At 70.2% G+C, this 14,627-nt stretch carries 16 protein-coding genes and 1 tRNA gene; 11 read left to right on the top strand and 6 right to left on the bottom strand.

What is annotated here, in order from left to right; genetic code table 11:
- The first annotated feature begins 6 nt into the window (after nt 1–6).
- The 4 genes from FZ046_RS14855 to FZ046_RS14840 are packed head-to-tail and all read left to right on the top strand — an operon-like array spanning nt 7 to nt 4,181.
- Nucleotides 7–900 (top strand): ABC transporter permease, encoded by an 894-nt coding sequence (locus FZ046_RS14855; RefSeq protein ID WP_070352350.1) that lies wholly within the window; start codon nt 7–9, stop codon nt 898–900.
- Nucleotides 897–1,688 (top strand): ABC transporter permease, encoded by a 792-nt coding sequence (locus FZ046_RS14850; protein WP_070352351.1) that lies wholly within the window; start codon nt 897–899, stop codon nt 1,686–1,688. The genes FZ046_RS14855 and FZ046_RS14850 overlap by 4 nt, the downstream gene beginning before the upstream one ends.
- Entirely contained in the window at nt 1,678–2,787 is a 1,110-nt protein-coding gene (locus FZ046_RS14845) for an ABC transporter ATP-binding protein (RefSeq protein WP_070352352.1), read from the top strand. Before FZ046_RS14850 ends, FZ046_RS14845 begins: the two co-directional genes overlap by 11 nt.
- Nucleotides 2,788–2,795: 8 nt before the next feature.
- Nucleotides 2,796–4,181 (top strand): NAD(P)/FAD-dependent oxidoreductase, encoded by a 1,386-nt coding sequence (locus tag FZ046_RS14840; protein WP_070352353.1) that lies wholly within the window; start codon nt 2,796–2,798, stop codon nt 4,179–4,181.
- Nucleotides 4,182–4,191: 10 nt separating this feature from the next.
- Here the strand turns inward: FZ046_RS14840 and FZ046_RS14835 are convergent, their stop codons facing one another.
- On the bottom strand, nt 4,192–5,034 hold the full coding sequence (locus FZ046_RS14835) for an SDR family NAD(P)-dependent oxidoreductase (RefSeq protein WP_070352354.1): 843 nt from the start codon (nt 5,032–5,034) through the stop codon (nt 4,192–4,194).
- Entirely contained in the window at nt 5,031–5,384 is a 354-nt protein-coding gene (locus tag FZ046_RS14830) for a nuclear transport factor 2 family protein (RefSeq protein ID WP_070352355.1), read from the bottom strand. Before FZ046_RS14830 ends, FZ046_RS14835 begins: the two co-directional genes overlap by 4 nt.
- Before the next feature lie 132 nt (nt 5,385–5,516).
- Between FZ046_RS14830 and FZ046_RS14825 the strand changes: the two genes are divergently transcribed.
- Both FZ046_RS14825 and FZ046_RS14820 read left to right on the top strand, forming a co-directional pair.
- The gene (locus FZ046_RS14825) at nt 5,517–6,347 is read left to right on the top strand and encodes a MerR family transcriptional regulator (protein WP_070352356.1); all 831 of its coding nucleotides are present in this window, start codon (nt 5,517–5,519) and stop codon (nt 6,345–6,347) included.
- Nucleotides 6,348–6,463: 116 nt separating this feature from the next.
- Nucleotides 6,464–6,934: a hypothetical protein gene (locus FZ046_RS14820; protein ID WP_125939686.1), complete on the top strand. Its 471-nt coding sequence runs from the start codon at nt 6,464–6,466 to the stop codon at nt 6,932–6,934.
- Nucleotides 6,935–7,008: 74 nt separating this feature from the next.
- On the opposite strand, the gene FZ046_RS14815 is transcribed toward FZ046_RS14820, so the two are convergent.
- The 3 genes from FZ046_RS14815 to pgm all read right to left on the bottom strand — a co-directional run bounded on the left by FZ046_RS14815 (nt 7,009) and on the right by pgm (nt 10,028).
- Nucleotides 7,009–7,081 (bottom strand) — tRNA-Ala (locus FZ046_RS14815).
- 53 nt (nt 7,082–7,134) lie between these two features.
- The gene (locus tag FZ046_RS14810; protein WP_070352358.1) at nt 7,135–8,397 is read right to left on the bottom strand and encodes an MFS transporter; all 1,263 of its coding nucleotides are present in this window, start codon (nt 8,395–8,397) and stop codon (nt 7,135–7,137) included.
- Entirely contained in the window at nt 8,394–10,028 is a 1,635-nt protein-coding gene (pgm, locus tag FZ046_RS27940; protein WP_070352359.1) for a phosphoglucomutase (alpha-D-glucose-1,6-bisphosphate-dependent), read from the bottom strand. Before pgm ends, FZ046_RS14810 begins: the two co-directional genes overlap by 4 nt.
- Nucleotides 10,029–10,113: 85 nt before the next feature.
- On the opposite strand from pgm, the gene FZ046_RS14800 reads away from it, so the two are divergent.
- From FZ046_RS14800 to mbtN, 5 genes are read left to right on the top strand one after another with little or no spacing between them, the layout of a single operon-like run.
- A complete protein-coding gene (locus FZ046_RS14800) occupies nt 10,114–10,494 on the top strand; it encodes a fluoride efflux transporter FluC (RefSeq protein ID WP_070352360.1) in 381 nt (126 codons plus the stop codon).
- Nucleotides 10,495–10,519: 25 nt separating this feature from the next.
- Nucleotides 10,520–10,876, top strand: coding sequence for a fluoride efflux transporter FluC (locus FZ046_RS14795; protein ID WP_070352361.1), 357 nt, complete (start codon nt 10,520–10,522; stop codon nt 10,874–10,876).
- Between the two features lie 40 nt (nt 10,877–10,916).
- Nucleotides 10,917–11,186, top strand: coding sequence for a mycobactin biosynthesis acyl carrier protein MbtL (locus FZ046_RS14790; RefSeq protein WP_070352362.1), 270 nt, complete (start codon nt 10,917–10,919; stop codon nt 11,184–11,186).
- A gap of 29 nt (nt 11,187–11,215) precedes the next feature.
- Nucleotides 11,216–12,763 (top strand): long-chain-fatty acid--ACP ligase MbtM, encoded by a 1,548-nt coding sequence (gene mbtM / locus FZ046_RS14785; RefSeq protein ID WP_070352418.1) that lies wholly within the window; start codon nt 11,216–11,218, stop codon nt 12,761–12,763.
- Nucleotides 12,760–13,950, top strand: coding sequence for a mycobactin biosynthesis acyl-ACP dehydrogenase MbtN (mbtN, locus tag FZ046_RS14780; protein ID WP_070352363.1), 1,191 nt, complete (start codon nt 12,760–12,762; stop codon nt 13,948–13,950). The genes mbtM and mbtN overlap by 4 nt, the downstream gene beginning before the upstream one ends.
- 7 nt (nt 13,951–13,957) lie before the next feature.
- Here mbtN and FZ046_RS14775 read toward each other — a convergent pair whose 3' ends face one another.
- Nucleotides 13,958–14,584 carry a GNAT family N-acetyltransferase gene (locus tag FZ046_RS14775; RefSeq protein ID WP_070352364.1) on the bottom strand — a complete coding sequence of 209 codons (627 nt, stop codon included), beginning with the start codon at nt 14,582–14,584 and terminating at the stop codon, nt 13,958–13,960.
- Between the last annotated feature and the right edge of the window lie 43 nt (nt 14,585–14,627).

Genomic DNA, 14,627 nt, shown 5'->3' with positions numbered 1-14,627 from the left:
CACACCATGACCGTCGTCGACGTCCTCTCCGGCAGCGCAGCACCGCCGGCGTCGGGCACCGAGGCCGCGGGCGCACAGCGCAGGCGGCGCGGCGCCTATGCCCTGCTGGCGCCCTCGCTGGTGCTGGTGCTCGGCGTGTTCGCCGTGCCGCTGGGCGTGATGCTGTGGCGCGCCTTCACCGATCCCGGCGCCGGGTTCGACAACTTCGCCTGGTACGTCGGCGACGCCGTGCAACGCGAGGTGCTGCTGCGCACGTTCACCACGGGACTCGAGGTGACCGTCATCTGTCTGCTGCTCGGCTACCCGTACGCGTACGCCATGGTGGCCTTCGGGCCGAAGGTGCGCGCGGTCCTGACGCTGCTGGTGCTCGTCCCGTTCTGGACCAGCCTCATGGTGCGGACGTTCGCGTGGGTGATCCTGTTGCAGGACAACGGTCCCGTGCACGCGGCACTGAGCCTGGTGGGCCTCGGTGACGTCCAGCTGATCCGCACGAACCTCGGCGTCGTGATCGGCATGAGTCAGATCCTGTTGCCGTTCATGGTGTTGCCGCTGTATGCGGTCATGTCGGGCATCGACCGCAGGCTGGTGCTGGCCTCGTCGAGCCTGGGCGCGCGACCGCTGACGTCGTTCACGAGGATCTGGGTGCCGCTGACCATGCCCGGCATCGGCGCGGGGGCCCTGATGGTCTTCATCTCCAGCCTCGGCTTCTACGTCACGCCGGCGCTGCTGGGCGCACCCGACAACGCGCTGATCAGCCAGCAGATCTACGTGCAGGTGAACAGCCTGCTGCAGTGGGGCCGCGGCGGAGCCATGGGCGTCGTGCTGCTGCTGTTGACCTTCGCCGTGCTGGCGGTGCTGATGTTCTCGCTGCGCCGCGCGTCCTCGGAGCGGCCCTCGTGACGCGCCGACTATGGCGGACGGTGCTGGGACTGTTCTGCGCGGTGGTGGCGGCGTGGTTGGTGGCGCCGTCACTGGTCGTCATCCCGTTGAGCTTCACCGACCGGCCGTCGTTCACCTTTCCGCCGACCGGCTTCTCGACGCAGTGGTACGTCAACTTCTTCACCGACCCGTCCTGGCTGTGGTCGCTGGAGGCGAGCATCCGGGTCGGGCTGCTGGTGGCGGTCGTGGCGACGGTGTGCGGCACCGCCGCCGCGGTCGCGTTCAGCCGGACGCGCTTCTTCGGCGACCAGGGTCTGCGGGCGCTGCTGCTGTCGCCGATGATCGTTCCCGTCATCGTCGTGGCGATCGGCATCTACGCGATCTACCTACGGTTGAATTTGCTCGGCACGACGACGGGATTCGTGGTGGCGCACAGCGTCCTGGCGCTGCCGTTCGTCATCATCCCGGTGAGCGCCAGCCTGCAGGGCTTCGACCGTCGACTGGAGGACGCGGCGGCGATCTGCGGGGCCAACCGGTGGACGACCTTCCGCACCATCACGCTGCCGCAGGTGGCCCCGGGCGTGCTCTCCGGTGCGCTGTTCGCCTTCGCGACCAGCTTCGACGAGGTCGTCCTGTCGCTGTTCATCCAAAGTCCGTATCTGCAGACGCTTCCGGTGCGCATGTACGCGTCGGTCACCCGCGACACCGACCCCACCATCGCCGCGGCCGCCACGGTGATCCTCGCGCTCACCACGGCGCTCACCATCCTCGCCAGCGTCGTCGCCATCAGGAGGAATCGTGTCCGATGACCACCAGCCGCACGGTGCCTCGATCACCATGCGGGGACTGACCAAGCGGTACGGCGAGGTCACTGCCGTCGACGCCATCGACCTCGACGCCCGCCCGGGCGAGTTCCTCACGCTGCTGGGCCCCAGCGGGTCGGGCAAGACGACGACGCTCAACATGATCGCCGGTTTCGTCGACGTCACGTCCGGCGAGCTGGCGATCGACGGCAGCCCGGTCGCCGACCTGCCGCCCTACAAGCGCAACATCGGCATGGTCTTCCAGCACTACGCGCTGTTCCCGCACATGAGCGTCGCCGACAACGTCGACTATCCGCTGCGGCAGCGCTCCATCGGCAAGGCGCAGCGGGCGGGCATGGTGGCCGACGCGCTGCGGATGGTCGGCCTCGAACACCTGGGCCGACGGAAGCCGAAGGAACTGTCGGGTGGCCAGCAGCAACGCGTCGCGCTGGCCCGCGCCATGGTCTACAGCCCGCGGGTGCTGCTCATGGACGAGCCGCTCGGGGCGCTGGACAAGAAGCTGCGGGACACACTGCAGTTGGAGATCAAGCGGATTCACGCCGAGCTGGGCACCACCTTCGTCTACGTCACCCACGACCAGGACGAGGCGCTGGTGCTGTCCGACCGGATCGCGGTGTTCGACGACGGGCGAATCCAGCAGATCGGCACGCCGTCGGATCTCTACGAACACCCGACCAGCCTGTTCGTCGCCCAGTTCCTCGGCGAGTCGTCGGTGTTCCGCGGCATCCTCGACGGCGACCGGGTCCAGGCCGGCGGCCGGGCGCTGCGGGCCACCCGCGGCCCGCTGCCGAGCGCACGGGACGTGGCCGTCGTGGTGCGGCCGGAGCGCATCGCGCTGCAGCCGGGGACGCAGGAGCCGTTGAGCGACAACGCCGTCAGCGGTCGCGTCATCCAGGAGGTGTACTTCGGCAACGCCCGCAAGGTCGAGGTGCGCCTCGACGACGGCAGCACGGTGCTGGTCCGCGAGAGTGCCGGCGCCGCACTGACGTCGGTGCACCCCGATGCCCCGGTGTGGCTGACCTTCCGGGCCGAGGACGCCTCGGTCCTCACCCTCGACGGCGCGCCGTCGGTCTCGACGAACTAGGAGTTCTCATGTCTCAGCAGCCCACCAACGGCGGTGTGTCGTTCTGGTACTCCGAGATCGGGCTGCCGCAACCGCGGCCGGCACTGCCCGGCGACCGCGAGGCCGACGTGTGCATCGTCGGGGCCGGCTTCACCGGGCTGTGGACGGCGTACTACCTGAAGCGCACGCAGCCGGACCTGCGCATCGTCATCGTCGAGCGCGAGTTCGCGGGGTTCGGGGCGTCGGGACGCAACGGCGGCTGGCTGTCGGCCGAGCTGGCGGGCTCGCGGGACGCCTATGCGTCGACGCACGGCCACCAGGGCGTGGTCGATCTGATGCGGGCGATGCGCGAGGCCGTCGACGAGGTTATCGCCGTCGCCAAGGACGAGGGCATCGACGCGGACATCGTCAAGGACGGCCTACTGCACGTGGCCCGCAACGCCCCGCAGCTGCAGCGGCTGAAGGACGGCGTGCGCTACGAACGGGATTGGGGCGCAGGCCCGGACGACTTCGTCGAGTTGAGCCGCTCGGAGATCGACGACCGGGTGCGGGTGGCCGGGTCGCTGGGCGGCATGTTCAGCCCGCACTGCGCCCGCGTACAACCGGCCAAGCTGGTTCAGGGCCTCGCCACCGCGGTGGCGGGCCTCGGCGTGACGATCTACGAGCAGACCACGGTCACCCGGATCGAGCCGGGCCGCGCGGTGACCGACCGCGGCACGGTGCGAGCGCCGGTGGTATTGCGTTGCCTTGAGGGCTTCACCGGCAGCATCGAGGGGCAGAAGCGCAGCTGGCTGCCGATGAACTCGTCGATGATCGTCACCGCTCCCCTGCCGGCCGACGTGCACGACCGGATCGGCTGGCGCGGTGCAGAACTGCTCGGCGACTATGCGCACGGCTACATGTACGCCCAGCGAACCGCCGACGACCGTATTGCCCTCGGCGGGCGCGGGATTCCCTACCGGTTCGGGTCCAAGCTCGACGACCGCGGCGCGACGCAGCAGTGGACGATCGATGCGCTGACCGCCCTGACCCGGGACATGTTCCCCGCCACGTCGGCGGTGCCGATCGAGCACGCCTGGTGCGGGGTGCTCGGCGTGCCGCGGGACTGGACGGCGACCGTGGACTTCGACACCGCCTCCGGGATGGGAACCGCCGGGGGCTACGTCGGCAGCGGCCTCACCACCACCAACCTGGCCGGCCGCACGCTGGCGGACCTGGTGCTGCGGCGGCAGACCGAGCTGACCCGCCTGCCGTGGGTGGGCCGCCGGGTGCGCCGGTGGGAGCCCGAGCCGCTGCGCTGGCTGGGCGTGCAGAGCATGTACGCGCTCTACCGCACCGCCGACCGCCGCGAGGCCAACGGCTTGGGCCACACCAGCCGCATCGCGCGGGTCGCCAACGCGATCACGGGCCGGTAGACGGGGTCGGCTACCCGGCCGGGAAGTCGGCGCTGCGAGAGAGGGTTTCGTTCGCCCGGATGTCCGCCACCGCACCCTCCAGCGTCTCGATCACGGCGTCGTACCCGCCGTTGCCGAGGACCAGCCGCCGCGGAGGCGGGTCCTGCGCCAGCGCCGCGATGACTGCCCGCGCACCGCGGTGCGGATCGCCGGGTTGCACGCCGTCCATCGCCACGAACGCGTCGCGCACCTGCCGCAGCATGTCGTGATACTCGGGGATCGGCTCCTCGACGGGCTCATCGGCGAAGCCGGCATAGGCGTTGGTGCGGAACGCTCCCGGTTCGACGGCCAGCACCGAGATGCCCTGTGCGGCGACCTCGGCGCGCAGCGTCTCGGTGACGGCCTCCACGGCGAACTTCGTCGCGCTGTAGTAGCCGAACCCGGTCGCCGCCACCAGCCCGGCCACCGAGGACACGTTCACGATCCAGCCACTCCCGCGGGCGCGCATCCCCGGGAGCACCGCGCGCGTCACGGACAGCACCGCGAAGAAGTTCAGCTCGAACATCGCCCGCACCGCCGACTCGTCCATGCCCTCGATCGATCCGAACCAGCCGCGGCCGGCGTTGTTGACGAGCACGTCGATGCCGCCGAAGTGCTCCTCGGCGGTACGCACCGCGCGCTGCACCTGCTCGGCGTCGGTGACGTCCAGTGGCACGACGAGGACGCGGTCGCCGTACTCCTCTGCCCATGTCGCCAGCTGCTGCGGGCGCCGGGAGGTGAGCACGACCCGGTCCCCGGCATCGAGCGCCGCCTCGGCGAACGCCGTCCCGAAGTTGCCGGGCGTCCCACCGGTGATGAACCAACGCCGCGTCACGGCTCGATCACCACCCGGCTGATCAGTGCGCCGTCGAGGCTGAACCGGTAGTGCAGGTCGGCGACCCCACCGGGGAAGTCACCCTCGAGATGCTGTGCGACGTCGAAGATCGTGTCGGTGTCCCGTTCGAGCACCGTCGCGCCGGTGATCTCGGTGGTGTAGGTGTATTCGCTGGCCGCGGTCGCGACCCACGATCCGATGGCGTCGTGGCCGGCGTAGTCGTGGCCCTCATCGGTGACGACGGCGTCCGGGGTGAGCGTGGCGAGGGCTCGGTCGGCTTCCCGTGCGTCGACGGCGGTCATGAACGTCCTGACGGTGTCTGGGAGTGCATCCCATTGCGTGTTGGTCATGACGCCACCATCGAGGTTGCCGTAAGGGGAAGGTCAAGCCCTTGATCGAATTCGCGAGCGGTGTTGACCTTCCCCTAGGGGGAGGCACGAGGATGGCGTGAGCCGTGACGGTGAAACGCAGAGGAGGACCCCATGGGCGCGCAGGTCTCGATCGGTGACTTCGCGGTGATGACCAGCCTGAGCCGCAAGGCGCTACGGCACTACCACGACATCGGCATCCTCGAACCGGCCCACATCGACGCCGTCACCGGGTACCGCTTCTACGACACCGGCCAAGTCGATCACGCGCACATCATTCGCCGGTTCCGGTCGCTGGGCATGTCCATCCCGGACATCAAGGCGCTGCTGAGCACGGACGACGCGGCGGCCCGCACGGAGATCATCACGACCCACCTCGAACGGATGGAGGCACAGTTGCAGCAGACCCGCGATGCCGTGGGCGCGCTGCGTGAGCTGCTCTCCCCCGTCCGGACCACCGCCGACGTCGAGGTGCGCCACGAACCCGCGCTCGCCGTGTGGTCCGTCGGCGCCGTCATCGAGGTCTCCGAGATCGACGACTGGTTCATGGCCGCGCTGGGGACGCTGCGTCACGCCATCGACTCGGCGGCAGGCGCACCGGCCGCACTCGAGCTGGGTGGCCTCTACGACCGGGCGGTCTTCCTCGAAACACGCGGCGAGGCCACGTTGTTCGTGCCCGCCCCGGAATCCGCCACCGCTCCCCACGGCGTCCGGGCCGAGGTCCTTCCTGCCGCCGAGTACGCGGTGCTCGTGCACCCCGGCACGCACGACGCGGACATCGACCGCAGCTACGGGGCCCTGGGGACGTACGTCAACGAGCACCTGATCAGTCACCAGGGACCGATCCGCGAGCACTACCTCGGCAGCACGCCGTCGGCTCCCCTGGCGTTCACCGCCACGGAGATCTGCTGGCCGATCTTCGGGACCACTGCAGCGTCTGAGTGACGGGGCGACGCGGTGGGTTGAGCGGTGTGCGGTTCCGCGATCTCCAACAAGACCTCGCCCGCAGCGAATCAGCGCATCGCTCCCTTCGCGAGCCGACGTGTTCTACCCTTTGCTGCGTGGCGGCGGGGTGGACCGCTACGTTCGTTCAAGCGGGGGCAGGGCTGATGAAGACGGAGAACGTCATCCGCATCGTGCAGACCATCGTGTTCACTGGCGTGTCTGCGTTCGCCATCTCCGTCGTGGTCGGCGGTCACTGGTGGGAAGATCCGCTGCCGCCGCCGCCTCCTCCTCCAACGACCAACGTCGATCAGGTAGCCAGCCAGGTGGTGGTGCTGGCCCGCGAGCAGATTGCCACGAACGACCGGACCAAGGATTTCGGCATCACCGTCGACGATGAACTTCAACTCATCAACGTCGACTTGAACCAATATCGGGGGCTCCTCACGGCCACCACCCGCAGGGGGACCCAGAAGTTCGTTCAAGTCGACGTCGTGGCCGATCCGAGCGGTGCGATGTTCTACAACATGGACGGAATCTCGCTGTCGAACCTCGTCGATGCAGCCAGCGCGGAGGAGCCCAACTACTGACGCCTCGGCATCAATGCCTTCGATGGCAGAGAACCCGCTCCAGCCAGCGGCCGGAGCGGGTTCTCGAGGAGGAGTGGAGCTAAGGGGATTCGAACCCCTGACCCCCACACTGCCAGTGTGGTGCGCTACCAACTGCGCCATAGCCCCTCGTCGTGCTCATCGAAGTTACACCACGGTGCACGCAGGCCCAAAATCAGTGGTCAGGGCACCTCGCCGCCGGCGTCGGGGCCGAGCGGCCGGGCCGGCGTGTGCGACCGCTGGGGCCGGGTCTCCGGCGCGAACACCCACCCGATCGCCGCGGCGAGCAGGATGCCGCCGCTGACGGCGAACGCCGCCCCGTAGGAGAAGTGCTCGGCGATCTGCCCGACGGCCAGCGAGCCCAGGATCGCCCCGAAGTCGGACATCATTTGGAACGTCGCGACGGCGGTCCCGCCGCGGGCCTTGCTGCCGACGATGTCGGCCACGGCCGCCTGCTGCGGCGAGATGAAGATGCCCGTCGCCGCGCCCGTGACGAACGCCGCCGCCAGGAACACCGGCATCGACGTCGTGAACCCCACCAGCAGCGTCGACGCCGCCGCCACGGGCAACCCGACGAGCAGCGGGATGCGGCGGCCCACGCGGTCGGACAGGTACCCGCTGGGAATCACGACCGCCACGTTGCCGACGGCGAAGGTCGCCAGCGCCAGCCCGGCCACGCCCGCCCCGCGGTCGAGCACCTCCACGACGAACAGCGGGATCAACGCCACCCGCAGCCCGAACGCCGACCAGCCGGTCGCGAAGTTCGATGCCAGCGCCGCCCGGTAGGCCCGGTTGCGCAGCGCGACCCGCACGCTGATCGCCGGCTCGGTCTGCTCCTCCGGCGCCGCCAACGACGACCGGCGCAGCGTGACCAACACGACGCCCGCCGCGATCAGCAGCGCGATGCCGTAGATGACGAACGGCATGGACAACCCGAGCCCGGCTGTGAGGCTGCCCAGCACCGGGCCGCCGACCGAACCGACGAGGAACGCCGAGGTGAACATCCCCGCCACACGCCCACGGGCGTCCGGCGGCGAGATTCGGATCATCAGGCCCAGCGACGACACGGTGAACATCGCCGACCCCAGACCACCGAGCGACCGGAACAGCAGCAGCTGCCAGTAGGTCTCGGCGAAGGCGCACGCCCCGGTCGACAGCGCCACGATCAGCAGCCCGGTGACGTACACCCGGCGCTCGCCGAACCGCTGCACGAACAGCCCGGCGGGTGGCGCACCGACCAGCCGCATCAACGCGAACGCGGTGATGACGAACGTCGCCGCGGCGATGCTCACTCCGAAGTTGCGCGCGTACTGCGGCAGCACCGGCGCCACCACCCCGTAGCCGAGGGCGACCACCGCGTTGCAGAAGATCAGGACCCAGACCTCGCTGGGCAGCCGGGGCTTGGACTCCTCCGCCGCAGACGTACAGTCAGCCTCCGCACTCACGAGATGACTGTATTCACCACCTCGCGAGCCGCTTCCTGCACCTCCTTCAGGTGCTCGGGACCCTTGAACGACTCGGCGTAGATCTTGTACACGTCCTCGGTGCCCGAGGGCCGCGCCGCGAACCACGCGTTCTCGGTGGTGACCTTCAGCCCGCCGAGCGGCGCGCCGTTGCCCGGCGCAGAGGTGAGCTTGGCGGTGATCGGCTCGCCGGCGAGGTCGGTGGCGCTCACCTGATCGGCCGAGAGCTTGGCCAGCCGCGCCTTCTGCTCGCGGTCGGCGGGCGCGTCGATGCGCGCGTAGGTCGGTGCGCCGTACTTCTCGGCCAGCTCGGCGTAGCGCTGCGACGGCGTCGCCCCCGTCTTCGCGACGATCTCCGAGGCCAGCAGCGCCAGGATGATGCCGTCCTTGTCGGTGGTCCACACGGTGCCGTCGGTGCGCAGGAACGACGCCCCGGCGCTCTCCTCGCCGCCGAACCCGATGCTTCCGCCGACGAGCCCGTCGACGAACCACTTGAACCCGACCGGCACCTCGACCAGCGTGCGGCCCATGCCTGCCACGACGCGGTCGATGATCGAGCTGCTGACCGCGGTCTTGCCCACCGCCGTCGACCCGGGCCAGCCGGGCCGGTTGGCGTAGAGGTAGTCGATGGCCACCGCCAGGTAGTGGTTCGGGTTCATCAGCCCGCCGTCGGGGGTGACGATGCCGTGCCGGTCGGAGTCCGCGTCGTTGCCGGTGGCGATCTGGTAGTCGCCGATCTTCGCGATCAGCGAGGCCATGGCGTTGGGCGAGCTGCAGTCCATCCGGATCTTGCCGTCGGTGTCGAGCGTCATGAACCGCCACGTCGCGTCGACCAGCGGGTTGACCACCGTCAGGTCCAGCCCGTGCGTCTCGGCGATGGCACCCCAGTAGTCGACGCTGGCGCCGCCGAGCGGGTCGGCGCCGATGCGCACCCCTTCGGCACGGATGGCGTGGAGATCGACGACATTCGGCAGATCCCGAACGTAGGCGTCGAGGTAGTCGTGCCGTCGGGCGGTGGTCAGCGCCCGGGCGAGCGGCACCCGTTTCACATCGGCGAGGCCGCCGCGCAGAATCTCGTTGGCGCGCTTCGCGATCCACCCGGTGGCGTCGGTGTCGGCCGGGCCGCCGTTGGGTGGGTTGTACTTGAAGCCGCCGTCGCGGGGCGGGTTGTGCGACGGCGTCACGACGATGCCGTCAGCCAGATCCGACGACCGGCCGCGGTTGTAGGTCAGGATCGCGTGGCTGACGGCGGGGGTCGGGGTGTACCGGTCGGCGGCGTCGATGAACGCGACGACGTCGTTGGCGGCGAGCACCTCCAGCGCCGAGGTCCACGCCGGCTCGCTCAGCGCGTGGGTATCCCGCCCGATGAACAGCGGCCCCGTGGTGCCCTGGGTGGCCCGGTACTCGACGATCGCCTGCGTGGTGGCCAGGATGTGCGCCTCGTTGAACGCCGCATCGAGGCTCGACCCGCGGTGGCCCGAGGTGCCGAACGCGACCTGCTGGTCCACGTTCTCGGGGTCGGGCACCACCGAGTAGTAGGCGGTGACCACCTGGGCCACGTCGATGAGGTCCTCTGGTCGTGCCGGTTGCCCGGCGCGTGGGTTGGCCGCCATGGCGTCGATTCTGCTCCTCCCCGGCGCGCCGCACCGGACCGTCCCCGAAGAATTCGCCCGGCGTCTGTCTCTATGCTCCCTGGCGATGCCAAGGATTCTGGCGGTGGTGGCGCTGGGCGGCGTGCTGGGCGCCGTCCTGCGTGCCGTCCTGGAGCAGGCGTGGCCACATCCCGCCGGGACGATCGGGTGGGCGACGTTCGCCATCAACGTCACCGGCTGCTTCGGCATCGGCCTGCTGGTCGGCGCGATCGAGCGGTTCACGCCGCACCACCTCGTCCGGCCGTTCCTCGGCACCGGGTTCCTCGGCGGTTACACGACGTTCTCCACCCACGTCGTCGAGGTCCACGCCGTGATCGCGGCGGGCCGGCCGGCGCTGGGTCTGGCCTACCTGGGCCTGCAGCTCGGCAGCGGCGTCCTGGCCGCCGGCCTGGGCCTGTGGGCGGTGCAGCGGCGGCAGCCGCAATGACGTTTCTGCGGCGGCGGGAGCCGCGATGACATTGCTGTGGGTGGCGCTCGGCGCCGCCGTCGGTGCGCCGCTGCGCTACCTGGCCGATCGCGCGTTCAACGTGGGCCGGGCGCTGCCGTGGGGCACGTTCGCGGTGAACGTGGCGGGGTCGTTCCTGCTCGCCGTGCTGACCGCCGTGCCAGTGGGGCCGGTGGCCGGGCAGATCCTCGGCGTCGGGTTCTGCGGTGCGCTGACGACGTACTCGACCTTCGGGCTGGAGTTGATGCTGCAGCTGCGCTCGCGCCCTCGGGTGGCGCTGGCCTACGCGCTCGCCAGCCTCGCCGTGGGTCTGGCGGCGGCGTTCGCAGGATTCGCGCTGGTCGACGCCATCGCCGGGACGTAAGCATAGCCTTGCCTTATCCCGCCGTGTAATCTCCACCGCCATGGAGAAGTCGAGTTCGGAGTCGGTCAGTGCTGCCCTCAGCGAGATCCTGCGTGACGACATGAACGTCGACGTCGGCCGGGTCACCCGCGCGTCCCGACTCATCGACGACGTCGGTCTGGACTCGGTCGCGTTCGCCGTGGGCATGGTGGCCATCGAGGACAAGCTCGGCGTCGCGCTCACCGAGGAGGACCTGCTCAGCTGCGACACCGTCGGCGAACTGGAGGACGCCATCCTCGCCAAGGTGCCTGCAGCGCCGAGCAATCCGTGAACGACCTCGCGGCCGCCGTGTCGGCGGCGATGACGGACTCCCCCAACGTCCTGGCGGTCCTCGATGCCGACATCGGAGCGTGGCAGCGACATCCGTGGCAGGAGGTGCACGCCCGCGCGGAAAACGTCGCCGAGCGCCTCGCCGACGGCGGCGTCCGCGCCGTCGGCCTGATCGGCGATCCCACCGTGGAATTCATGGCCGCCATTCCCGGCGCCTTCTTCGCCGGCACCGCGCTGTCGATCCTCCCGGGTCCCGTCCGCGGCGCGGACCCCCGGCAGTGGGCGCTGGCCACCGCGGACCGCTTCCGCTCGATCGGCGTGACCGCCGTGCTGGCCCACGGCGCACCGCACGACCTGCTGCGCGACGCCCACGCCGGCCTCGAGGTCCTCGACGTCGGACACGTTGCCCACGAACGACGTTCGCGCTCCTTCGCGGCTCCCGTCGGCGGCGACGTCGCCATCCTGCAGGGCACCGCCGGCTCGACCGGGACGCCGAAGGCCGCCCGGATCTCACCGGCCGCCGCGCTCGCGAACTACCGCGGACTCGTCGAGCACGTCGTCGTCGACCACAACAGTCGCGCGCACAGCTGGCTGCCGATCTATCACGACATGGGCCTGGCGTTCGTGATGACCGCCCTTCTCGGCGGTGCCGACCTGTGGCAGGCGCCGACCACGGCCTTCGCGGCGTCGCCGTTCAGCTGGCTGACATGGCTCACCGAGAGCCGTGCCACCATGACCGCCGCACCGAACATGGCGTTCAACATCGTCGGCAAGTACGCCAAGATCGTCGGCGACGACGTCGACCTGAGCAACCTGGGCTTCGCGCTCAACGGCGGCGAGCCCGTCGACTGCGAGGGCACCGCACGCTTCGCCACCGAGATGGCACGCTTCGGCTTCGACGCCGCCGCGCTGGCACCCTCCTACGGCCTCGCCGAATCCACCTGTGCCGTCACCGTTCCCGCCCCGTTCTCGGGTCTGGCGACCGACGAGCTGACCGTGCGGGCCGACGGCCACGAGTCGGTACGGCGCTACGCCGTCCTCGGCCACGCCGTCCCCGGCATGGAGGTGCGGCTGAACACCGACGCCGACCACGACACCGACGTGCGCGACCGCGAGGTCGGCGAGGTCGAGGTCCGCGGCACGTCGCTGATGACCGGCTACGTCGGCGAGGACCCCATCGACCCCACCGCATGGCTGCCGACCGGCGACATCGGCTACTTCGTCGACGGCGGACTGGTCGTCTGCGGCCGCGCGAAGGAACTCATCACCGTCGCCGGTCGCAACGTGTTCCCCACCGAGATCGAGCGCATCGCCGCCCGGGTCGACGGGGTCCGCGAGGGCGGCGTCGTCGCGGTCGGCACGGGCGAGGCGACGGCCCGGCCCGGGCTCGTCATCGCCGCGGAGTTCAAGGGCACCGACGAGCCGACCGCCCGCAGCGAGGTGGTGCAGCTGATCGCCTCCACCTGCGGTGTGGTGCCCGCCGACGTGGTCTTCCTGAAGCCTGGCTCGCTGCCGCGGACCTCGTCGGGCAAGTTGAAGCGACTCGAAGTCAAACGGCAATTGGAGGGCGCGCGATGACCGCGACGACGGACGCACCGCCGGTGTCGACCACCGGGAACGAGACGGCCGAGGACTACGCCGCGCTCCTCGACCGGGTCTTCGACGAGCGCATCACCGCGTGGACCGCGCAGGCCGAGGCCACCGAACGCTTCCCGCGCCAGCTCATCGAATACCTCGGTGCCAGCGGCGTGTTCGCCGCCAAGTGGCCGCCGGGTCAGCAGCAGTCCGACGTCGCGAAGGTCATCACGCTGGCCCGCAAGCTCGGCACGCTGGGTTCGGCGGGCATCGGCGTGGGCGTCGGCCTGCACGACTCGGCGATCGCGATCCTGCGCCGGTTCGGCAAGTCGGACTACCTCAAGGACATCGCCGAGCAGGCCATCCGCGGCGAGGCGGTGCTGTGCATCGGCGCCTCCGAGCAGTCCGGCGGATCGGACCTGCAGATCGTCGGCACCGAGGTGCGCACCGACGGCGCCGGCTTCCGGGTCACGGGCATCAAGAAGTACGTGTCGCTGTCCCCCATCGCCGACCACGTGATGGCCGTCGCCCGCAGCGTCGATCACGACCCGAACAGCAAGCACGGCAGCGTCGTCGTCATCGCCGTGCCCCTGGCGCAGTGCGAGATCCAAACGCCCTACCGCAAGGTGGGCGCCGGACCGCTCGACACCGCCGCAGTGCACATCGACACCTGGGTACCCGCCGACGCGCTGGTCGCGCGCGCAGGCATCGGCCTCGCGGCGATCTCCTGGGGCCTGGCGCAGGAGCGCATGTCGGTGGCCGGGCTGGTCTCGACCTCGGCGCAGCGGGTCATCGGTATCACGTTGGCGCGCATGATGGTTCGTCGACAATTCGGCCACACGCTCTACGAGCACCAGGCACTGCGGCTGCGGCTGGCCGACCTGCAGGCCCGGGTGGACATGCTGCGCTACGCCCTGGACGGCGTTGCGGCGACCGGCAGGCTGGACCTGCGGGCCGCCGCCGCCATGAAGGTCTCGGCCGCGCGCCTCGGCGAGGAGGTCGTCAACGAGTGCATGCACATCTTCGGCGGCTCCGGCTACCTGGTGGACGAGACGCCGCTGGGCCGGTGGTGGCGGGACATGAAGCTCGCACGGGTCGGCGGCGGCACCGACGAGGTGCTGTGGGAGCTGGTGGCGGCGGCGATGAAGCCCGACCACGACGGCTACGCGGAGTTCGACCAGCTTCCCTGACGCGGTCTCAGCGCTGCGGCGCGTCCTCGGGGGTGCGCGGCAGGGCGTAGAGCGCCATCCGGCGATTGGCCATGTCGTGCTCGCCGAGGAAGGTGCAGCCAGCCCATTCGCACACCGCGCGGGCGCCGCTGTTGCGGTGGTCCGGGTCGAACATGATGCGGCGGCACCGGGGTTCGAGGTCGAACAGGCTGGCCACCACGCGGGGCAGCAGGATCGGCGCGATGCCCTTGTTGACGAACTTGAGGTCCGCGATGGCGGCGTGCAGACCGAGGTCGTGCGGGTCGCACGCGTACCGCGGGGCGATCGAGTCCTTCGCCGCACGGTACACCTCGAGGTAGGCCATCTCCTGGCCCTTGAAGCTGCCGACGAACGGCCGCGAGTAGTCGCCGATCAACTGCGCCCGCAGGTGGTTTCGCCACCAGCCGGGCGGATTGTCATACTCCCACGCCTCCGCGAGGTGCGGCCGGTTCATCCACTCCGAGATCAAAGCGGCGTCGGCGTCGGCGTCGGCGAGCCGGAAGAAGTAGGGCTCGGCGAGCACCGGCGTCGGCGGGGCCGGAACGGCCCGGACCTCGTCGGTGACGTCGGTCAGTTCGCGCGGCAGCACCGGCAGTGCCTCTTCGATCTCGGTCATCTCGGCGCCGAGCCTACCCGAGGGAGTAAGGGCAGCCTTGGCT

The organism is Mycolicibacterium grossiae (assembly GCF_008329645.1).
GTDB classification, from domain to species: Bacteria; Actinomycetota; Actinomycetes; order Mycobacteriales; family Mycobacteriaceae; genus Mycobacterium; species Mycobacterium grossiae.
This window is presented reverse-complemented; position numbering and strand designations above follow the sequence as displayed.